This is a genomic window from Petrotoga mexicana DSM 14811 (genome assembly GCF_002895565.1).
GTDB lineage: Bacteria > Thermotogota > Thermotogae > Petrotogales > Petrotogaceae > Petrotoga > Petrotoga mexicana.
Map to the genome: position 1 here is coordinate 1 of NZ_AZRN01000001.1, position 20,657 is coordinate 20,657.

General features: G+C 33.1%; 21 protein-coding genes. All 21 read left to right on the plus strand.

Going from position 1 to position 20,657, the window contains the following annotated elements; all coding sequences use genetic code 11:
- Positions 1-169 precede the first annotated feature (169 nt).
- Complete coding sequence (locus X927_RS00005; RefSeq protein WP_169925074.1) at positions 170-1,381, plus strand: nicotinamide-nucleotide amidohydrolase family protein; 1,212 nt, start codon at positions 170-172, stop codon at positions 1,379-1,381.
- A gap of 38 nt (positions 1,382-1,419) precedes the next feature.
- The gene (locus X927_RS00010) at positions 1,420-3,441 is read left to right on the plus strand and encodes a chemotaxis protein CheA (RefSeq protein WP_103076075.1); all 2,022 of its coding nucleotides are present in this window, start codon (positions 1,420-1,422) and stop codon (positions 3,439-3,441) included.
- A 101-nt stretch (positions 3,442-3,542) separates the two neighbouring features.
- Entirely contained in the window at positions 3,543-3,971 is a 429-nt protein-coding gene (locus tag X927_RS00015) for a chemotaxis protein CheW (RefSeq protein ID WP_245855422.1), read from the plus strand.
- A gap of 28 nt (positions 3,972-3,999) precedes the next feature.
- Positions 4,000-4,359 carry a chemotaxis protein CheY gene (gene cheY / locus X927_RS00020; RefSeq protein ID WP_103076077.1) on the plus strand — a complete coding sequence of 120 codons (360 nt, stop codon included), beginning with the start codon at positions 4,000-4,002 and terminating at the stop codon, positions 4,357-4,359.
- A 5-nt stretch (positions 4,360-4,364) separates the two neighbouring features.
- Positions 4,365-4,748: a hypothetical protein gene (locus X927_RS00025; protein WP_103076078.1), complete on the plus strand. Its 384-nt coding sequence runs from the start codon at positions 4,365-4,367 to the stop codon at positions 4,746-4,748.
- Positions 4,736-5,503 (plus strand): flagellar type III secretion system pore protein FliP, encoded by a 768-nt coding sequence (gene fliP / locus X927_RS00030; RefSeq protein WP_169925079.1) that lies wholly within the window; start codon positions 4,736-4,738, stop codon positions 5,501-5,503. Before X927_RS00025 ends, fliP begins: the two co-directional genes overlap by 13 nt.
- Positions 5,504-5,507: 4 nt before the next feature.
- Positions 5,508-5,774: a flagellar biosynthesis protein FliQ gene (gene fliQ / locus X927_RS00035; protein ID WP_103076080.1), complete on the plus strand. Its 267-nt coding sequence runs from the start codon at positions 5,508-5,510 to the stop codon at positions 5,772-5,774.
- A gap of 3 nt (positions 5,775-5,777) precedes the next feature.
- Complete coding sequence (fliR, locus tag X927_RS00040) at positions 5,778-6,548, plus strand: flagellar biosynthetic protein FliR (RefSeq protein WP_169925075.1); 771 nt, start codon at positions 5,778-5,780, stop codon at positions 6,546-6,548.
- Positions 6,470-7,603 carry a flagellar biosynthesis protein FlhB gene (flhB, locus tag X927_RS00045; protein ID WP_245855424.1) on the plus strand — a complete coding sequence of 378 codons (1,134 nt, stop codon included), beginning with the start codon at positions 6,470-6,472 and terminating at the stop codon, positions 7,601-7,603. The genes fliR and flhB overlap by 79 nt, the downstream gene beginning before the upstream one ends.
- Before the next feature lie 18 nt (positions 7,604-7,621).
- Positions 7,622-9,754: a flagellar biosynthesis protein FlhA gene (flhA, locus tag X927_RS00050; RefSeq protein ID WP_103076082.1), complete on the plus strand. Its 2,133-nt coding sequence runs from the start codon at positions 7,622-7,624 to the stop codon at positions 9,752-9,754.
- A complete protein-coding gene (gene flhF / locus X927_RS00055) occupies positions 9,744-11,060 on the plus strand; it encodes a flagellar biosynthesis GTPase FlhF (RefSeq protein ID WP_103076083.1) in 1,317 nt (438 codons plus the stop codon). The genes flhA and flhF overlap by 11 nt, the downstream gene beginning before the upstream one ends.
- Positions 11,057-11,911, plus strand: coding sequence for a P-loop NTPase (locus X927_RS00060; RefSeq protein WP_103076084.1), 855 nt, complete (start codon positions 11,057-11,059; stop codon positions 11,909-11,911). The genes flhF and X927_RS00060 overlap by 4 nt, the downstream gene beginning before the upstream one ends.
- Before the next feature lie 94 nt (positions 11,912-12,005).
- Positions 12,006-12,704 (plus strand): flagellar brake protein, encoded by a 699-nt coding sequence (locus X927_RS00065; RefSeq protein ID WP_103076085.1) that lies wholly within the window; start codon positions 12,006-12,008, stop codon positions 12,702-12,704.
- Between the two features lie 37 nt (positions 12,705-12,741).
- Positions 12,742-13,374, plus strand: coding sequence for a CheY-P phosphatase CheC (gene cheC / locus X927_RS00070; protein ID WP_103076086.1), 633 nt, complete (start codon positions 12,742-12,744; stop codon positions 13,372-13,374).
- On the plus strand, positions 13,367-13,864 hold the full coding sequence (cheD, locus tag X927_RS00075) for a chemoreceptor glutamine deamidase/glutamate methylesterase CheD (protein WP_103076087.1): 498 nt from the start codon (positions 13,367-13,369) through the stop codon (positions 13,862-13,864). The genes cheC and cheD overlap by 8 nt, the downstream gene beginning before the upstream one ends.
- Positions 13,865-13,876: 12 nt before the next feature.
- The gene (locus tag X927_RS00080) at positions 13,877-14,572 is read left to right on the plus strand and encodes a sigma-70 family RNA polymerase sigma factor (protein ID WP_103076088.1); all 696 of its coding nucleotides are present in this window, start codon (positions 13,877-13,879) and stop codon (positions 14,570-14,572) included.
- Positions 14,573-14,574: 2 nt separating this feature from the next.
- On the plus strand, positions 14,575-14,880 hold the full coding sequence (locus tag X927_RS00085) for a hypothetical protein (RefSeq protein ID WP_103076089.1): 306 nt from the start codon (positions 14,575-14,577) through the stop codon (positions 14,878-14,880).
- Between the two features lie 286 nt (positions 14,881-15,166).
- Positions 15,167-15,664, plus strand: a complete 498-nt coding sequence (locus X927_RS00090; RefSeq protein WP_103076090.1) for a hypothetical protein — start codon at positions 15,167-15,169, stop codon at positions 15,662-15,664.
- Positions 15,643-16,344, plus strand: a complete 702-nt coding sequence (locus X927_RS00095; RefSeq protein ID WP_103076091.1) for a hypothetical protein — start codon at positions 15,643-15,645, stop codon at positions 16,342-16,344. The genes X927_RS00090 and X927_RS00095 overlap by 22 nt, the downstream gene beginning before the upstream one ends.
- A 7-nt stretch (positions 16,345-16,351) precedes the next feature.
- The gene (locus tag X927_RS00100; RefSeq protein ID WP_103076092.1) at positions 16,352-19,276 is read left to right on the plus strand and encodes a DEAD/DEAH box helicase; all 2,925 of its coding nucleotides are present in this window, start codon (positions 16,352-16,354) and stop codon (positions 19,274-19,276) included.
- A 12-nt stretch (positions 19,277-19,288) separates the two neighbouring features.
- Positions 19,289-20,647: a tRNA uridine-5-carboxymethylaminomethyl(34) synthesis GTPase MnmE gene (mnmE, locus tag X927_RS00105; protein WP_103076093.1), complete on the plus strand. Its 1,359-nt coding sequence runs from the start codon at positions 19,289-19,291 to the stop codon at positions 20,645-20,647.
- The last annotated feature ends 10 nt before the right edge of the window (positions 20,648-20,657 follow it).

Genomic DNA, 20,657 nt, shown 5'->3' on the forward strand with positions numbered 1-20,657 from the left:
CCCTCCGCCCCGCTCCCCACCCGTTTTGGTTCTTGGGGGTTTGGGGGTTCACCCCCAACGTGTAATGATAGCACAAAAAATATGAAAATTAGTAAATTATGAAAATAAGAAAAAAATTGTGGTAAAATATAGTGATTTAGTTTAGCTAAAACATTTAGGAGTGACAACATTGAAGTCTTGTATAATTGCAACAGGTAATGAACTAACAGAAGGTATTATATTAGACAAAAATTCAAAATACCTTGCTGAAAAGCTCAAAAATACAGGATATGATACCTTAAAAATAACAAATGTAAAAGATGATTTATCTTTGATAAAATTATCCATTGAAGAATCATTAAAAATGTGTGATAAAATATTTATAACAGGTGGATTGGGACCTACAGAAGACGATTTAACAGTTCAAGCTGTTTCTGAAAGTTGTAATATAGATATTGTATTTAATGAAGATTTATTTGAGAAAATAAACCAGTATTATTACAACAAAACAGAAAAACACCTAAGTATTTTAAAGAAACAAAGTTACGTTTTAAAAAATGCTGATATACTGCAAAATCCAATAGGAAGTGCACCAGGACAAAAAGTTCAGGTTAAAGGTAAAATTATTTATTTATTACCCGGACCATATAATGAGATGAAAGCAATCTTTGATACGTATATATATAATGAATTAAAAAGTAATATGAAAAAAGATCATGTAGAATATTCCCTTTATTTTTATGGTTTAACAGAAGCTGAGTTAATGCAAGAGGTTTCAGTTATCTTAAAAAATTATGATTACTCTACTAAAATTGAAGAATATGTTGGTCCAAGTTTAAGAATTAGAATGCAAAAAAATGACAATTTCGAACCTATATTGGAAAAGATACTATCTCAATTTAGTAAGTATTTTATTGGTTTTAAAAATTTAGAAAATACTTTATTTGAAGCATTAATGGGATCTTCAAAAACACTTTCTTTTGCTGAGTCATGTACCGGAGGGATGCTTTCGGATACATTGGTATCCGTTCCAGGTGCTTCTAATGTGCTTAAAGGTGCAGTGGTAACGTATTCTAATGACTCAAAAGTAAAATTATTGAACGTTAAAAAAGAAACGATAGGGAAATATGGAGCTGTGAGCGAAGAAACCGTCAAAGAAATGGCCTATGGTTTAAAGAAAATTATGGAAAGCGATATCTGTGTATCTGTTAGTGGCATAGCAGGGCCAAGCTCTGGAAGTGAGCAAAAACCTGTTGGCACAGTTTGGTTTGGTTTTCTCACTAACCAAGATTTTGTTGCCGTAAAAGAAGTTTTTTCAGGGGAACGGGATGAAATTCGAAAAAGAGCCACTTACTATGCTTTTTGGAATATTTTAAATTTGGTTCGAAATCAAAATCCTTAGAAAAGGGTAAGAATACTTTGAAATAGGAGGGGATAGAATTGTCGAATTACGATGTGTATTTAAATGTCTTTTTAGAGGAATCTAAAGAAAATATTCAAGAACTTAATGATCTTCTACTTGAACTTGAAAAAGATAAAAGTAATCTAGAAATAATAAACAATATTTTCAGAGTAATCCACACCTTAAAAGGTATGGCGGGTACAATGGAGTTTGATACGTTGGCTAAATTTTCACATAAATTGGAAAATGTATTAGATTCATTAAGAAATAAAAAGATTGACTTAACCGATGATCTGATGGATTTTTTGTTTAAAGCTTCTGATGCATTAGAAGAGAGCATTTCAGATATAGCCCAAGGGGGAAATGGCGGTATAGAAAAACTGGAAAAATTGTTGGACAAAATTGACTTATATGGAGAATTAGCTGGTTCGTCTAAACCACCTAAGGATAAAACAACTGAAAAAGAAGAAAATACAGGTAAACAGAGTAACGACATTTATTCCAAAATGGGCGAAGAAACTAAGGAACTTTTAGAGGATGTTTTCAAAAAAGCAAAAGAAAGGAATCTAAACTTTTTAATTTTGAAGGTTATTTTAGAGGATGGTGTACAGTTAAAGCAGGCAAGAGCTTACGCTATACATCACAAATTAGAAGACAACGGTTGTGAGATAGTTTATACGTATCCTAGTGTTGAAGAGATAGAAAAAGAGAATTTTGATAAAGAGTTGATTTTTGGTGTTGTTACCTCTAAAAGTATTGGAGAGATAGCAGAGCTCGTCAATAAAGTTGCCGAAGTGGAATCGGTTTATGTAGATGAATTTTCAACGAACAATCTCTTTAGATCAAAAGAAATGAATGAGGACGAGGAAAAAGAATCAAATCAAAAGGGTGTAGAGAACAATAAAAAAGAAGTTAAGCTTTCGAAAAGTATAAGAGTAGATATAAACAAATTGGATGATTTAATGAATTTAATGGCTGAACTCGTTATAGCTCGAAGTAGAATCATTGAAACTTTAAGTAAGTACGATGTAAAAGAAGTAGATGAAAGTTTAACACAACTCTCAAGGATAACATTAGATCTTCAGAATGTTGTTATGAAAATTAGAATGGTTCCTGTCGCATTTGTCTTCAATAGATTTCCGAGACTTGTACGAGATCTTGCAAAAGAGGTGGGCAAAAAAGTGAACTTTGTGATCCAAGGAGAAGAAACAGAATTAGATAGAACTGTAGTTGATGAAATAGGTGAACCATTAGTTCATTTATTACGGAACTCCATAGATCATGGTATAGAAGGCCCTCATGAGCGTTTGGCCAAAGGTAAACCTGAAACCGGAACTTTGAAGTTATCAGCTAGGCATGAAGGTAACGGAGTTATCATAGAAGTCGAAGATGATGGAAAAGGGTTCGATAAAAATGAGATACTCCGCACTGCTATAAATAAGGGGTTGACTAGCTCATCAGAAGCATCGAAATTAAGCGATGAGGAAATATACAATTTCGTCTTTTTACCAGGGTTTTCTACTAAAACAGTTTCTACAGAATTGTCAGGTAGAGGAGTTGGAATGGATGTAGTTAAAAGCACTATAGAGAGTTTGAAGGGGACTATTTCTTTGGAAACAAAAAAGGAAAAAGGTACAAAGATAAGTATTAGTTTGCCTCTTACCTTGGCAATTATCGAAGCTCTTTTAATAACTGTAAATGAGCATGTTTATGCTATACCTATTGCCAACATTGATACGACTCAAAGAATAAGTGATGGTGAGTTAAAGGTTGTCCAAGGTCAAGAAGTTTTCCTTTTGAGAGGAGAAGTAATGCCTATAGTGCGTTTAAGGAAGTTATTTGGTTATGAAAAGAAAAATGATTCTTCTAACGAATATATTATTATTGTGAAAGTGGGAAACAAAAAGTATGGGGTTGTTGTCGATAAATTATTAGGTCAAGATGATATAGTGATTAAATCTTTGGGATCTTTGCTGAATGATGTAAAGGAGTTTAGCGGAGGTGCAATTTTAGGAGACGGGAGAATAGCTCTAATATTGGATGTAGCTTCTCTAATATAATAAATAATTTAAATACCCTAGCTGCGGGTCGAAGGGGCACTAAAGCAAGTTTTATATCTTCAAAAGTAGTATATAAATAGTTGTAAAAGAGGGGGAAATATATGATGGAAGACGTGCTTTCTTTCAAAATTGTGGATCAAGAATATGCTTTGCCAGTAGAGAATATAGAAAGTGTTGTAGATAAGGCTGATGTAACACCCGTTCCGAATTCAAAATACTTCCTAGTTGGTTTAATTAATTTAAGGGGAAGAATAGTTCCTGTTATCGAATTAACTAAAATTTTAGGGATTGATGTTCCCGATGACCACATTTATGAAAATATCCTTGTGTTAAAAATAAACGAAGAGGAGATAGGAATGTATGTGGATGATGTTGAAAACGTTCTTTCCATCGATCCCACCAAGTTAGAAAAATTTCAATCAAAAGAGTCTGTTTACTCAGATAAAGTTAAAGGGGTTATAAAGATAGAAAATAGGTTGATTGTATATCTAGATTTAGAAAGTATCTTAGAAGCCGAGTTTAAAAAATAAAAATTTTAAAGTCTTCGGAGGTGTTTTAATGGGTAAAACTGTCTTAATAGTAGATGATGCAGCTTTTATGAGAATGATGCTTAAAGACATCTTAACGAAAGGAAACTATGAAGTAGTGGGAGAAGCTAGCAACGGTCAAGAAGCTGTTGAAAAGTATCAAGAATTAAAACCCGATTTTGTCACGATGGATATAACTATGCCTGTTAAAGATGGTATTCAAGCTACAAAAGAAATAATGAAAATAGACCCCAACGCCAAGATTATAGTTTGTAGCGCCATGGGGCAACAAGCTATGGTTATAGAGTCCATTCAGGCTGGTGCAAAAGATTTTATTGTGAAACCATTTCAAGCTAATAGGGTTATAGAAGCTTTACAAAAGTTGGAGTAGTTTAAATGCCCACTGACTATGCAACTCCTAGTAGTAATTTGGTTAATGTGTCATTTTGGTTCGTAGCCATAATTTTACTCATCATACTTCTTGTGGTATTTTATTATATACTGGCTAAAACATTAAAAAAGGGACCTAAAAGTAAAGAAGTTAAGATGGTAAAAAAATATTATCTAGATAGGAATTTATATGTTGGAGTATTGAAAGTTTTTAAAGAATATTACATTATATTGGCTACTTCCAATTCTAGTGAAATAATAAGAAAGTTAGAAGAAGATGAGGTTCAGGAAATTATGAATGAACACCCTAAATTTCTTGAAACCTTTTCTAATATACTGAAAAAAGATAAAAATTCAAGGGGAAGGGAAGAAGAAAAATCAGAAAAGTAAAGACGATAATAACTCTTATTCTTTTTATCATATCTTTTAGTTTAGTTTTTTCTCAAAATACTCTTCAACTCCCAGGGGTAGATATACAGATAAACCCGAATGAAGAAGTTAATACTTTAACACCGACGTTGACAATACTTTTAATCGTAACCGTTTTGTCCTTAGCCCCAGGGTTTTTAATGTTATTTACTTCATTTACAAGAATAGTTGTTGTGTTAAGCTTTTTGAGACAGGCTATGGGCACCAGGCAAGCTCCTCCAAATCAAGTAATGTTGGCTTTGGCCCTTTTTTTAACCATAATGATAATGTTTCCTGTTTTTAATGGGGTGTATCAAGAGGCAATTATCCCGTACAACCAAAATGAGATTGACTATCAAGAAGCAATACAAATTAGTTGGCAGCAATTCAAAGATTTCATGATTTCAGAGATTGTGGCACATAAAAATGAAGATGATATCTATATGCTTTCATCTTCAATGAATATAGAGATAGATAATATCGAAGAAACTCCTTTTCAAATTCTGGTACCTGCCTTTGCAATAAGCGAGTTAGAAATCGCCTTTAAAATGAGTATATTACTCTATCTGCCTTTTATAATAGTAGATATGGTGGTAGCAAGTATTCTGTTATCTATGGGGATGATCATGATACCTCCGATTCTGATTTCTTTACCTTTTAAAATAATGATTTTCGTGATGGTAAACGGATGGGATCTCTTAATTGGAGGATTAGTAAGGAGTTTTGTGGGAGGATGATCTCATGAGTGAAGAGGTACTAATAGAGATTTTTGAAAACGGTATAATGCTCTTTTTAAAAGTAGTCTCTCCAATTTTAATAATAAGTGTAGCGGTGGGGTTGATTATTAGTATCTTCCAAGCCGTTACACAGCTTCACGAACAGACGTTGACATTTGCACCTAAAATTATAATAACTTTTCTTTCGTTGGTTTTAATGTTCTCGTGGATAATGCAAAACATATCAGATTTTTCATTCGAATTATTCACTTATTATTTGGGAATGATTTAGGTGGTGCTGGAAAATCTGACATACCATCTATGGGTTTATTTTTTCATCTTTGCTAGGTTGGCTGGAATTACTTTTTTTATTCCTTTTTTTAGTACTCGTTTTGTTCCAGTTCATGTGAAAGTTTTTATAACGCTTTTTATTTCTTATTTGGTGCTATTTGAGGTTAACGGAACTTTTCCTATAAATTCACCTCCTTTGTTGATAATTTTTTATTTGTTGATGAATTTTGTTTTTGGAAGTAGTGTAGGGTTAATAGCCAATATTTTGTTCTATGCCTTTCAATTTGCTGGAGAAACGATAGGTATACAAATGGGATTTGCAATGGCGAATGTTTTCGATCCTGTAACTAGCGACGAAGTCTCTTTAATTTCAGAGCTTTCATTTTTGTTCAGTATGTTGCTTTTTTTTATCCTTAAGGGGCCGTTAATTTTATACTCAATAATTATTGATTCCTTCAACAAGGTTCCTGTGGTTTTTACTCTAGCACCTGATGGATTTATGGTTTTTTCTCAAAAATTATTCGATGTATTTACTATAGGCCTTCAGCTTTCGATGCCATTTATCGCATTTATGATCCTTTTGAAAGTTGCTTTGGGAATAGTTTCTAGATTGATACCTCAGGTAAATGTTTTTATGGTTGGTATTCCACTAGAAATACTGGTAGGATTTTTACTTTTTTTAGGAGTGATATTGATTTGGGAAGATCAGTTTACTACTCTATTCTTTCAACTAATAGAATGGATGAAAAGTTCAATGATCCTTCTATTTCAATAAACCTTCAACTTTTTGCAGATCCAGATAAAACTGAAGATCCCACACCTAGGCGATTAGAAAAAGCTCGAGAAGAGGGAAACATCCCCCAATCGAACGAATTTAACATGGCAGTTAGTTTTTTGTCAATTTCGCTTTTTTTGTGGATAATATTTGAGCCCCTCCTTAATGATATTTTTAAGGTTTTTTACGATTATTTATCTTTAGATTTAGATTATTCACCAACAGATTTGCTTGGATATGAGATTACGGCACATATGAACTTATACATAAAATTGATACTGTTTTTTGTTGTTGCCGTGGTAGTTTCTTCCCTTTTGGGAATGATTCAAACCAAATTTTTATTTACTTTTAAATCTTTAAAATTGGATCTGAGTAAGATAAACCCCATTAAAGGATTCAAAAGACTATTTTCTTTAAGATCTGTGGTGGAGCTAATTAAGTCTCTTTTAAAACTAACCATATTAGGGTTGTTAACTTATAATATCATAAAAGCCAATTGGTATAAGATACTCTCGTTGGCGGAGGAAGAAACTTCTTTTTCCTTTAATGTGATTTTTGATTTAGTTATTAATATACTGTTTCAATTAGGAATAGCCTTACTTCTTCTCAGTTTATTTGATTTTTGGTACCAGAGATATGAATATAAAAAAGAGCTAAAAATGAGCAATTATGAGGTCAAACAAGAACGAAAGGAAATAGAAGGAAACCCAGAAATTAAACAAAGGCAAAGAGAATTGATGAGAAATTTAGCAAGAAGTAGAATGATGCAAAAAGTACCTGAAGCGGACGTTGTTGTTACCAATCCTACTCATTATGCTGTAGCGATAGAGTACAAACCTGAAGAAATGCAGGCTCCAATAGTTGTAGCAAAAGGAAAAGATGAAGTCGCCTTTAAGATAAGAGAAATTGCCTTTAAACATGGAATCCCAATCTTAGAAAGACCTGCTTTGGCAAGAAAAATTTATGAGAAAGTTGACTTAAACGAAGAAATACCAGAAGACCTATACACCTTAGTTGCAGAAGTACTAGCTTATGTCTACAAACTCAGTTATTAAATCATTGGGAGGTTAGCGATGAATTTTAATAAAATAAAAGGGTTAGATGTAGCAATTTCCATACTTATCGTGGGGATAGTTGTGTTGATGGTTATACCTATTCCTACCTTTTTGCTAGACTTCTTGCAGCTATTGAACATAATCGTTTCTATTATAATCTTATTGGCCACTTTATATTTGAAAAGGGCATTGGATATTTCTATTTTTCCATCTTTGTTACTGGTTATGACCATCTTTAGGTTGGCGTTGAACGTTTCGTCTACTCGTTTGATACTCCTAAACGGTAAAAATTTTGAAGGAAAAGTAATAAGAGCCTTCGGTGACTTTGTTGTCGGTGGAAATTATATTGTGGGAATCATAATCTTTTTGATCCTTGTTATAATACAATTTCTTGTAATAACTAAAGGAACAGAAAGAATATCTGAAGTAGCCGCAAGGTTCACTTTGGATGCCATGCCTGGCAAACAGATGAGTATAGATGCTGACATGTCTTCCGGTTTGATTAACGAAGAAGAAGCTAGACAAAGAAGAGAAGACATAAGAAGAGAAGCCGATTTTTATGGTGCAATGGATGGAGCTAGTAAATTTGTAAGAGGGGATGCAATAGCTGGATTAATAATAACTCTGATAAATTTAGTTGGGGGTTTAATAATTGGGATGTTACAGCAGGGACTGACGATCGCAGAGGCGGCGGAAGTATTTGCTCTACTAACCGTTGGTGACGGACTTGTTGCTCAAATTCCTGCGTTGTTGATTTCAACTTCTGCAGGTATGATAGTATCAAGAGCCGCCTCAAAAGATAATTTTGGTGTAGATTTAATAAGACAACTTACTTCTGACACAAGGGTTTTGAATATAGCAGGCGGAATAATAATATTTTTAGGTATGTTAACACCAATTCCAGTTTTTCCATCGTTGATTTTAGGAGGAAGTTTACTTTTTGTAGCTTACGTGAGTAGAGTGAGTGAAGGCCAACTAGCATTTGAAACAACGGGTTCGAGTGGCGGAGGAATGGGAAGCTCAACCGCACCAAAAGTTGAAAACAGGGGTGTTTCTGGCGGTTTTGCACCACCTCTTACCACTCCAGAAGAAGTTTCAGAAGTCTTACAAGGTGATACAATTGAAGTAGACATTGGATATGGATTGATACCTTTAGCTGATCCAGATCAAGGCGGCGACCTATTGGATAGGATAACCGTTGTTCGAAAACAATTAGCTTATGAATTGGGTATAGTTATCTCTCCCATTCGAATAAGGGACAGCGTTCTATTAAGTTCGAATGAATACGTTATTAAATTGAGAGGCGTTGAAGTTGGTAGATTCGAATTGATCCCCGACAGACTTCTTGCTATAAACTCAGGTATGGCTTCTGAAGAATTACCTGGTATAAAGACAAAAGAGCCTGCCTTCGGTTTAGAAGCCTTCTGGATAGACGAAAGTTTAAAAGAGGAAGCTATAGAAAAAGGTTACACTACTGTTGACGCACCCAGCGTTTTTGCCACTCATCTTTCTGAAACCATTAAAAAATATGCTCACGAAATTATTGGAACAAAAGAATTAGAAATATTAATCGATGGATTGAGAGTTAATTATGCCAATCTTGTAGATACCCTTATTCCAACAATGCTAAAAATACATGAACTAAAAAAAGTTTTAAGTGAACTATTGTATGAAAGGATTTCAATAAGAAATCTGCCCTTAATTTTTGAGAGTTTGATAGAGGCAGTCGATAAATATGGAAACAATATTGAGAATTTAGTAGAGTATGTCAGAAGATCTTTAGGTAGGCAAATAGCGGAAAATTTAAGGTCTGACGATGGAGAATTACATGTTACCGCATTGGATCCATCCATAGAGAAAAAATTATCGGAATCAATAAGAGAAACGGATTCGGGAAGGGTTATAATACTCGAACCAGAATATTCAAATATTTTGGTACAAAGAATATCCAAATCTCTTGAAAACATGATGATGAAAGGCTTTAATCCTACATTAATTTGTTCCAAAAACATAAGATATCCATTCGCTAGATTTATCTTAAAATTTATTCAAAACATCAGTATTATAGCATACGAAGAAATACCTTCGGATACTTCTCTCAACGTGAATGAAATAGTGAAAATAGAAGGTGAGAGATCCAATGCAAATTAAAAAACTTACCGTTAAGACAATTTCTGAAGCAATGGAGAAGATAAGAAGAGAATTCGGGGAAGACGCCTATATTTTAGACACGAAAAAAGTGAAAAAAGGTGGATTTTTTGGAATCGGTGGAGAAAAATATATCGAAGTAACTGTTTTGAGTGAGGAAAACATAAATTCTGAGAACAAACCTCAAAAATCCAAAAATCACCCGCAAGAATCTAATAATACCTATACGCTAAACGATCTAATAAAAAGGAATACACCTGAATTTTATAGAAAAAAAGAAAGAGAAGAAAAAATAGCAAAACCATCGTACTTAAATAGTGATAATGGATCCAACGGTAAACATTCAAAAGATGATTTAACAGAGTTTATAAAAACGAGTAGAGAAATATCTTCTAAGATAGACAAAAGTGCAGAAGCATTTTATCATCAACACATCCAAAGGGAACCTTCTGAAAGTGGCATCAAAGATAGTTTAAAATTACAAGATCTAATGAATATGGTTGAAAAGTTGAACAAAAAAATGGAAGCAAACAATCTCTATCTTCAAGATATAAAGGATAAGCTATACGAAAAATCGTATTCAAGAGTTTTCATTGAATCCTTTTTAAATCAATTGAATGATTTAAAAGTAGAAGAAAATTGGAAAAATCAAGAAATTATAAGGACCAGATTTGAAAAAAAACTTTATCAAAGCTTAGAAATTTTAAATTTTGGTGATATAAAGAATAAAGTTATGTTTATAGGTCCTACAGGAGTGGGAAAAACGACAACGTTGGCAAAAATAGCCGCTAACTTAAAAAAAATGAATAAAAAAATTGCACTAATTACAATCGACACGTACAGAATAGCTGCAACAGATCAGTTAAAAACTTATGCAGATATACTAGGTATTTCTCTTCACATTTGTTATACCCCGTCTGACCTTAAAATTGCTTTGGAATCACTTTTGAATTTTGATGTAATTCTAATAGACACAGCTGGAAGAAGCCATAAGAACAATTTACAGATGGGTGAACTCAAAGTGTTCAAAGACGTAGTTGAGCCTGATTACAATATAATGCTGTTATCCTCCAACACAAATTGTGAAGATATGATGCATATTTACGATAATTTTTCTTATCTAAAACCCAACGCATTAATTTTTACAAAGATGGATGAAACCTCATCATATGGTCAATTATTTTCTTTTCTGGAATATTCTAAATTACCTTTGTTGGGTATAACAGACGGTCAAAGAGTTCCTGAAGATTTGAAGTTTCCTTCTAAAGAATGGCTGACCCGTTCAGCAGTGGAGGAGGTATTTAAATGAACCGTATATATCGAGATCAGGCAGCTAGTTTAAGAGAAGAATTTTCTAACACACAAACAAAGATCATAACAGTTGTAAGCGGAAAGGGTGGAGTTGGTAAGTCGGTATTGTCGGTGAATATCGCTGCTGATCTAGCAACACATGGGAAACGAATACTTTTATTTGATTCGGATGCTGGTTTCGCAAACGCTTCTATTCTGATGGGGAATACTGTGAAAATCACGTTGAGCGAATATATGAGGGGTAATGTTACCTTCAACGATTGCGTTCAAGATACGGAGTATGGTGTCAAAATAATAAGCAGCGGTTTTGATTTCACAGATTGGAAGGTCTTTCAAAATAATTTCACTGATTCGATCATGGATGAATTTTTAAATTTGTTGAAAGAAGTCGATTATTTTATAATAGATGTTGGTGCAGGTTATTCTGAAAAACTCAATAATTTTTATCTAAATTCGGATACTATCTTTCTAATAACGGTTCCCGAACCGACAGCGGTAGTTAACGCCTACACCTTGCTGAAAGCTTTATCGGTTTTGAATGTAAATGGGGAAATAGAGATAATTCTAAATATGATCAAAAATAAAAACGAAGTTGAGATGGTTAAATCCGTCTTAAGTAGAACCGCAAAAAGGTTTTTAAACAGAGAAATAAATAACTTTCATGAAATTTCTTACGATGAAAACGTTCATTTGAGTGTGAAGAGGCAGATACCTTTGATTTCATTGAAAGAAAACAGTAAGTTTTCAAAAGATATAAAAAAGATTACCTCCGATATACTCAATATCAAAACCTCTTCCCATATTAATTTTACGCAGAGATTGAAAGAGATGTTTGGGAAAGGACATTGATGTTCGGAACGAAAGGGCCACAGCTTCCTTCCTTAGAAGGGCGGGCATCGAGGCGAAGGGGCGATATAGAATATAGATAGAAAAGGGGTTTAAGATGTCTGATTTTGTCGAAAAAGTAAGCTCAAAGAATGTTTTATACACTAATATGCCTCTGGATTTGGAAATTCAAGAAAAAGGAATTCAAGGAGTTTATAAAAGTATTCTTTACGAATACGACTTCAACAGTAATCTAGCTAAAATAGGAATGCCCATTTTTAAAGGTGCATATCTGCAAATTTTTCGAGGTACAAATCTAAAAGTAAGAGCATACTCTTCAAGGGCTGTTTATTTATTCAAAAGCAAAGTTTATAGTAGTGGAAAAGAAGGGAATATCAGATACCTTATAATAAACATTCCTGAAATAATTTTTAGAGTACAAAGACGAGAACATGCTAGGATCCCTTTTTCAGAGGAAGGTACCTTTTATCTGAAAGAAGACCAAGAAAATAGTAAAACTGAGGAGAACCTTCAACCTACCAAATACCGGTTTATAACTAAAGATTTCAGTGCTGGAGGATTGTCTATCGTTACCTCTAAAGAGATGAAAGTCGGACAAAGAATAACAATAAATTTAGTTTTAAAAAATGAAGTCAGACTCGAAAACATAGAATCTGAGGTTGTTCGGTTTATTGATAAAACTACAAGTAGAGAATACATTTATGGAATTAAGTTTTTAAACTTAACAAGAGAAAAAGAAGAAGAACTGGTGAGGTTTGTTTTCAAATTCGAGCGAGAGTTATTTAAAAAGATTTGATACAGTACCGTTTTTAGATTAAAAAGGGGGAAGTTTAATGTCCATCTATGATGAGATTAACGAACAAAAATTGGATGCATTGAAGGAATTAGGAAACATAGGTGCAGGTAATGCAGCGACAGCTATTTCAACGATGTTGAACAAGAAAATTGATATCACAGTTCCTTCTGCTGAAATTATTCCTCTTTCAGAATTATGGGAGGAGTTTACTGATCCTGAAGAGATAACAGCAGGGTCGATGGTAGAAATCGGTGGGGAACTGCACGGGGCAATTTTGTTTCTGCTAGGAACCGAAGAGACTAAAAATATTTTAGAGTTGTTAATGCTTCCTAGACCTGAAGACTTAACCCAAATTGATGAAATGACTTCTTCAGCCATCGGTGAAATTGGCAATATTATGTGTAGCTCTTATATATCCGCACTTTCAAATTTCACAGGTTTGAACATACATTCTTTGCCCCCAAAAATTACAGTGGATATGTTAACAGCCATAGTTTCTGAATCTTCTCTTATGGTTACTGAAGGTAGCGATTTTGTAATCCTAATTAGAACAGAAATAAATATTGAAGAGTATGAAGGGAACGTAAAAGGCTTCTTAATATATTTATCAGACGAACAAAATATTTTAAAATTATTAAAAACCTTAGGAATGGGGACGAATAATGACTGAGAGCAAGAAAAAAATAATAGGAATTGGAGAATACATAGTAGATAAAAATCCGGCGATTTTGGTCACGTTAGGGTTAGGTTCCTGTGTGGCGGTTTGTTTACGAGATAAAAAAAACCTCATTGGAGGGTTAGTCCACGTAATGCTTCCTGAAAGTAGAAGCAGCAAAAAGGATGAAAAGATCGGTAAATATGCAGACACAGGTATAAAAGCGATAATAGATGGAATTGTTGATTTAGGTGGAAACGTTAAATATCTGGAAGCTAAGATAGCGGGAGGAGCAGCGATGTTCAAAAACTCCAATAATTCTTTGAATGTTGGAGCCAAGAACGTTGAAGCTGTGAGACAAATTTTGAAAGAAAACGACATAAAAATAATCGCTGAAGATACTGGAGGAAATAGAGCTAGAAGTGTTGAATTTAACATTTCAAATGGGGAACTAAAGGTTAAGAAGGTTGGCGGAGGAGAAAAGGTTGAAATCACAGTAATTTAAGGTGGCAAATGAATGAAATACAAAATTAATGAAGAACAATTGGTAATGGAATTTTTGCCGAAAATAAAGATTATAGCTTTAAATTTAAAAACCACTTTACCTAAAAATATAGACGTGGAGGATTTGATTCAGGAGGGGATTATAGGATTACTTCAATCATATAAGAGATACAACCCGGAGAAAGGCACTTCTTTTTACACCTATGCTTTAAAAAGGATAAAAGGTTCTATGTATGATTATCTAAGGAGGATAGATTGGCTTCCAAAAGAGATAAGGAGTTTAGTAAAAAAGTACGAAGATTTGATTTATGAATGTAAAGATAATGAGTACATAGACGATAATTCAGTAGCAGAAAAACTTCATATTGAAAAAAATGATGTTGACAAGATAAAGTTCTCCTTGAGTAAAAGGCAGATCCTTCAGTTGGATGAATATTTTTTAAACAGCGAAGAAGAGAACTGGCTTGAATATATACAGGAAGAAAACGACCCTGAAATACTTGCTTATAAAGATATCTTACATGACAAATTAAAAGAAAGTATCGAGAAACTAGAAGAAAGAGAAAAACTGATACTCTCCCTTTATTACAACGAAGGTTTAACCTTTAAAGAAATTGGAAATGTTTTAGAAATAAGTGAATCACGGGTTTCTCAGTTACATTCAGTAATATTGGTTAAATTAAAAAAAATGATTCAAGGAAGTGAATAAATATGGCTTCACTTCACGAATTACAAATATTGGTAACCAAATCTATAGATGTTGCAAATAATGTGCAAGCAATATCTCATTCTTACGATGCAGCCAAAAATATGTTACTAGTTAAACAAGCGAGTGAATATTCTCAAAACCTACAAAAAAGGATAAAAAATAAAGGCCAAGTTGAAAAGAAAAATGTTGATAATAAATCATCCACTGGGATTTCCTCTCAGAGGTCTTTAAGTAATGAAAACAAAGACATTGTAAAGAGGCATGTGGTAGATGAATACAGAGGTAAACTTTTGGATTTAAGGTTATAAGTATCTATCCTTATGTGTAGGAAAGGGTTAAAAGGTCAGAAACTTCTTTATCCTTATGGGCGGGCTGCGGGGCGAAGGGGCGCTAATAAAGACTAAGCACAGCTTACAGGAAAATCCTATAAACAATTAAGTTGCCAAAAGAAGAGTCTGTTTTTAAAAGGGTCAAAGGGCGGAGCTCTGTTTGCCGTAGTGTGCAAACTATGTTTTTAAATGATTTTGAACTTGATTTGGGGTTTTTAAGGGGAACCCCCTTAACGTCCAGGTATGAAAGGAGAAATAAAAATTTATGTTAGGTTATTTTACAATATACAAATCAGAAGACGAAATGTTTTCAGGTGGATTATTGATTCTCAATGAAAATGGAATCCCTGTTTCCTTTAAATACACAGAACCAATAAAACCTTCCAAAATCCAAAAAATAATTTATGGATCGAACCTAAAAAATTATTTAGCCTTTCAAATACTCAGTAATGGAGAATTATACTCGCCTCACAACGTGGACTTAATACTAACGGACGACAGTGATCTAATAAATTATATCGATATTGACAAAGTTATAATGTATATAATGGAAGTAAGCAGTGATAAAGGCTTTGAGGTTAAAGAAAAAGAGGGTATAATTCCCATGAATCAAAATTCTAGCCTAAGATTTTATTCTTCGAAAGTGCTAGATTCTCTTACTTTGAAGAAAATCAAATCCTACATAGAAATTTTTGATATCTTTGAACCATTTACTCGTTTAAAAGAGGCTTTGGTGTATATATGTTCCTCAAAAGAAAAATAACTATCAACCAAGTTAACCTTTCATTTGATACCCCTATAAATTTCGTACTTTTTCAGAATATAAATTTTCAACTTCTACCTTCAAAAACCCAAAACCTAAAAATAAAGACCGTTAATATCAACGAGTTAGTAAAGATAACAGAACTCCCTTCGACTGAAGAGGGAATTACCTTTATTGAAGAAACAGACCAACTTTTACCAAAAAAAATAATTAATTTGGATTTTATTAAGATTAATATAATTAAAAGTTCTTCTTTGTCTGGTATAAATATAAAGGATAGTGAAATTAAGATAGGGGTTAGTTTAATAAACGTGCTAATGTCAACGAATACAATTCTAAATACGACAAAAATGATAGAATTTAATATTAAAGAAAGTGTGCCTCAAAAAATAGTAGTTAAACCAATTAGAAAAGTTTTAAAAAGACCTGTTTCGAAGGAATACATTCTACAGTTGGCACAAGAGATTGCATCATCAAAAAAATTACAAAAGATAAAACTATCATTCCTAGGCTTTTATGTTAAAGTTCCTATAGCAGAAGAGATAAATTATTATTGGAAAGGTGAAAAATTAATATGCTTTCTCAAAAATAATGAAGCAGACATTACTGACTATTTTGATTGTGCCGCTTTTTTTGATTCTGAGAACAATAAGAAGTATTTGAAGTTTATCAGGAGGTAATGTTGAATTGATTAGAAAAGAACTTGTAAATTTTCTAGACTCGATAAAAAAAGTCAACAAACAGAAAATTTTAGTTTTACCGGATGGATATCTCCAAGATTTCGATGAGGATGGAGAGATTTTCATTTATCCGGATTTTGACATATTTCCATTTGAAAATTTGGATATCTCTCCAAACATCAAAGCAAATAGGATGAAAACATTATATGCCTTATTAACGAAAAAGAGCGCTACTATTTTAACTACTTTTTCATCTTTAATAAAGTACACCTTACCTAAAAATGAATTTGTAAGCAAAAAGATCAAAGTTGGAGATACGTTCGATCTTGAATCTAATGTTCCTTACAACTTAGGATACAACCTTTCTGAAGAGGTAACTAGTCCTGGAGAATATTCTAAAAGAGGTTTTGTAAGGGACTTTTTTATTCCAATTTACGAACAACCTGTAAGAATAGAATTATGGGATGATGAAATAGATAGAATATCTCTTTTCGATACATATTCTCAAAGATCGATTGAAAATTTAAATGAAGTAGAGATAATTCCCGGATCTGAAATCCTGAAATTTGGCAACAACTTAAAAATTTACGAGGAGAGGTTAAAAAAATATATTAATGAAGCAAATGGGAAAGAGCTACTAACTCTTGATCAATTCAACACTCTCCCAGGAATCTTTTACAAAGATAAAAATACAATATTAAGTTATCTAAATGAAGACAGAGATATTTATTTAATAAACAAAGAAGAAATCATAAAATCTTACTCGGAAAAAGAAAAAGAAAATTATGAAATGTGTGACACCGAACTAAAACGAAAAATATATAAAATGTTTTCAGGACATAACCTTGAAATTTTGAACAAAATAAAATACGATGAAGTAAAACTTACCTTAGAAAAGATTTATTTTATCAAACCCAAAAAGGAAGACAAAAGGTTGGAATATATACCCCTTCTTGATTGGGAAGATCTAAATGAAGGGGACTTGGTGGTACACGAAGATTATGGAATAGGAATATATCACGGCGTTAACAAAGTTGAGACCCCTTTGGGTTTGAGAGAGTTTGTAACATTAGAATATTCAGATAATTCAAGGGTATACGTCCCAGTAGGTAGGTTAGACAAACTATCTAAATACATCGGAGACCCTGAATCAGTTAAAATATCTTCTTTGAACAGCAAAAGGTGGAAAAATACGAAGCAAAAGGTAAAAGAAGAAATTAAACTAAAGATCAAAGAACTTCAAAAAATCTATGCATTAAGAGAAAATCAACGAGGGATACAACTATTCGGAGATTCTGAATTGGAAGAAAAATTCAAAGAAACCTTTCCTTACGTTGAAACACCTGACCAAGAAAAGAGTATCAGCGAGGTTATGAAAGATCTTGAAAGTGAAAAACCAATGGACAGATTGTTGTCAGGTGATTCTGGATTTGGTAAAACTGAAGTTGCTATGAGAGCAGCTTTCAGAACGGTTGTTTCGAATTATCAAGTGCTACTATTAGCTCCAACAACGATACTCGCTAAACAGCATTACGAAAATTTCAAACAAAGAATGGACCCTTTTGGAATTAAGATAGCTTTAGTTACTCGTCATAAAACACCAAAAGAAAAGAAAGATCTTTTTGAAAGCATAAAAAAAGGCCAAGTAGATATAGTAATAGGGACGCACGCTTTATTATCAGATTTACTGCAGGTAAAAAACCTTGGGTTAGTGATAGTAGACGAAGAACAAAGATTTGGAGTACTTCAAAAAGAAAAATTCAAAAAGTTAAGCGAGGGAGTAAACTTCCTTATGATGAGTGCCACTCCTATACCTAGAACCCTATACATGTCGATTAGCGGTTTAAGGGACATATCCACGATATCGACGCCGCCTGTAGGTAGGTTACCTATTCAAACATTTATTGGGAAATATTCAGATAAGTTAGTACGTACGGCTATTTTGAGAGAGAAATCTAGAGGCGGACAAACGATCTATATTCACAACAGAGTGCAAGAATTGAATGAACTGTACAAAAAATTACAAAACCTTGTTCCAGAAGTTAAGATAACAATGGTACATGGTGGAACACCAAAAAAGGAATTCATAAAATCTATTAACGAGTTGTACGATGGAAATATCGATCTACTTCTTTCAACAACAATAATAGAAAATGGGATAGATATACCCAATGTTAATACCCTTATCCTAGACGATCCAGAAAGATATGGAATCTCTCAGTTATATCAAATTAAAGGAAGAGTTGGAAGATCTAACAGAAGAGCTTTTGTCTACTTTCTTTTTAAAAAAGAAGTCACCCCTCAAACCAAAAAAAGGCTGGAAGCGATCAAACAGTACAATGAACCAGGAAGTGGATTAAAGCTTGCTTTGAGAGATTTAGAAATTCGTGGATACGGGGATATATTGGGAATAGAGCAAAAAGGTCATATTAATGCGATAGGGTACCATCTATACCATGAGATGTTGAATAAAATTTTATTCGAATATGGAATTAACAAGGAAGAAGAAATTCAAAAACCTCAAACCTATACAGAAATAAAAGGTATAAAAGGTTCCATAGTTATTCCAGAATCATATATCTCTAATTCTATTGAAAGAATGAGAATATATAGAAGAATATCGGTGGCTAAAACAGTTGATGATGTTGAGGATATAAGGTCTGAAATACGCGATAAATACGGTAAACTTCCAGAAGAAGTAGAAAGATTATTTCAGTACGCTCTGATAAAAGTTAAAGCTAATATGGAAGGAATTAAAGAGATAGAAATAGGAGACACATACATATCTTTTAAATTCGAAAATGATGTAAATCCTGTCATTGAAAAATACAATAAATATTCAAGAAAGATTACTTTTTATCCAGAAACGAAAGAGCTCATTAGTTATGGGCCAAAAGACCATATGAAATACATGGAAAAGGTTTTTTCATAAGAGGTGACAAAGATGTTGAATGATACAATAGTTGCCATTTCATCTCCAATTGGCACGGGAGCTATAGGGGTGGTAAGAATTTCGGGCAATCACGTTAAAAACATAATAGATCAAGCATTAAAAAGAAAAAAATATACCCCTAAGAAGATGTACTATGGTTGGCTTTACAATAAAGAAGGAGAAAAAGTCGATGAGATTACCTGGGTATACCATTCACAACCTCACTCTTATACAGGAGAGGATATGCTTGAAATATTTTGCCATGGTGGTAAACTTATCACTTATGCTGTATTCAATACAATTATAAAATATGGGGCAAGACAAGCTTTACCTGGAGAGTTTACAAAACGTGCTGTTTTAAACGGTAAGATGGATCTCATAAAAGCAGAAGCTGTAAACAATGTGATTACTTCAGAGACTGAAATCTCTTTAAAAGCGTCTTTTAATCAACTTAAAAATGCTCTTTCTGAAAAAATCAATAACATAAAAAACAGTTTGCTAAATATCTCTGCCCAGATCGAGGTAGAAATGGATTATCCAGATGACATAGAATTTGAAGATCACAATTTGAAAAACAAATTAGTTCATATCGTAAATAGTATGGATCAACTACTAAAAGAAGCTGACAATGGTATTATAGCCGTTGAAGGTGTTAGAACAGTTATAGTAGGAAAACCGAACTCCGGGAAAAGCACCTTGTTAAACGCCTTTTTGAGAAAAGATAGAGCAATTGTAACAGACATTCCTGGGACAACTAGGGATACTATAGAAGAAAATCTGAACATAAACGGTATATACTTAAAACTTATAGATACAGCCGGAATACGATACACAGAAGACACGTTGGAAAGGGTTGGAATAGAAAGGACCATAAATTCCATAAAGAACTCTCATCTAATCTTGTTTGTCTTGGATGGCACAACCCCTTTTACACAGGAAGATGAAATAATTTATACTAAATTAAATGAATTGGGAGATAAAATTGTTATAATTGTATTGAATAAATCCGATTCTCCTAATTTTAAAGAGAGCAATTATCTTTCTTTGAAACAAAAAAATCAAAATGATTTTGTTATAATTTCTGCAAAGAACGGAGAGATTAAAACTTTGGAAGATAAGATATATGAAAAGTTTTTTGAAAAGGTCAACATAGAAGAGCCAACTCTAACTAACCAAAGGCAAAAGATGACCTTAGAATCATCTAAAGAGTCCGTTTTAAACGCCATCAATTCGCTAGAGAAAGGTTTTTCTAACGATGTAATTATGTACGACATAAGAAAAGCACTTGAAAAGATCTATGAACTCTCTGGCGAAAATTATACTGAACAATTACTGGATAAAATCTTTTCCACGTTCTGCGTTGGAAAGTAGGAGGTAAAAT

Excerpts from the sequence above, each read along its gene's own strand:
- X927_RS00015 (WP_245855422.1), top strand. The coding sequence starts at position 3,543 with ATGATGGAAGACGTGCTTTCTTTCAAAATTGTGGATCAAGAATATGCT.
- fliQ (WP_103076080.1), top strand. The coding sequence starts at position 5,508 with ATGAGTGAAGAGGTACTAATAGAGATTTTTGAAAACGGTATAATGCTC.
- cheY (WP_103076077.1), top strand. The coding sequence starts at position 4,000 with ATGGGTAAAACTGTCTTAATAGTAGATGATGCAGCTTTTATGAGAATG.
- X927_RS00065 (WP_103076085.1), top strand. The coding sequence starts at position 12,006 with ATGTCTGATTTTGTCGAAAAAGTAAGCTCAAAGAATGTTTTATACACT.
- X927_RS00095 (WP_103076091.1), top strand. The coding sequence starts at position 15,643 with ATGTTCCTCAAAAGAAAAATAACTATCAACCAAGTTAACCTTTCATTT.
- mnmE (WP_103076093.1), top strand. The coding sequence starts at position 19,289 with ATGTTGAATGATACAATAGTTGCCATTTCATCTCCAATTGGCACGGGA.
- X927_RS00025 (WP_103076078.1), top strand. The coding sequence starts at position 4,365 with ATGCCCACTGACTATGCAACTCCTAGTAGTAATTTGGTTAATGTGTCA.
- flhF (WP_103076083.1), top strand. The coding sequence starts at position 9,744 with ATGCAAATTAAAAAACTTACCGTTAAGACAATTTCTGAAGCAATGGAG.
- X927_RS00085 (WP_103076089.1), top strand. The coding sequence starts at position 14,575 with ATGGCTTCACTTCACGAATTACAAATATTGGTAACCAAATCTATAGAT.
- X927_RS00080 (WP_103076088.1), top strand. The coding sequence starts at position 13,877 with ATGAAATACAAAATTAATGAAGAACAATTGGTAATGGAATTTTTGCCG.
- cheD (WP_103076087.1), top strand. The coding sequence starts at position 13,367 with ATGACTGAGAGCAAGAAAAAAATAATAGGAATTGGAGAATACATAGTA.
- X927_RS00060 (WP_103076084.1), top strand. The coding sequence starts at position 11,057 with ATGAACCGTATATATCGAGATCAGGCAGCTAGTTTAAGAGAAGAATTT.
- flhA (WP_103076082.1), top strand. The coding sequence starts at position 7,622 with ATGAATTTTAATAAAATAAAAGGGTTAGATGTAGCAATTTCCATACTT.
- cheC (WP_103076086.1), top strand. The coding sequence starts at position 12,742 with ATGTCCATCTATGATGAGATTAACGAACAAAAATTGGATGCATTGAAG.
- X927_RS00090 (WP_103076090.1), top strand. The coding sequence starts at position 15,167 with ATGTTAGGTTATTTTACAATATACAAATCAGAAGACGAAATGTTTTCA.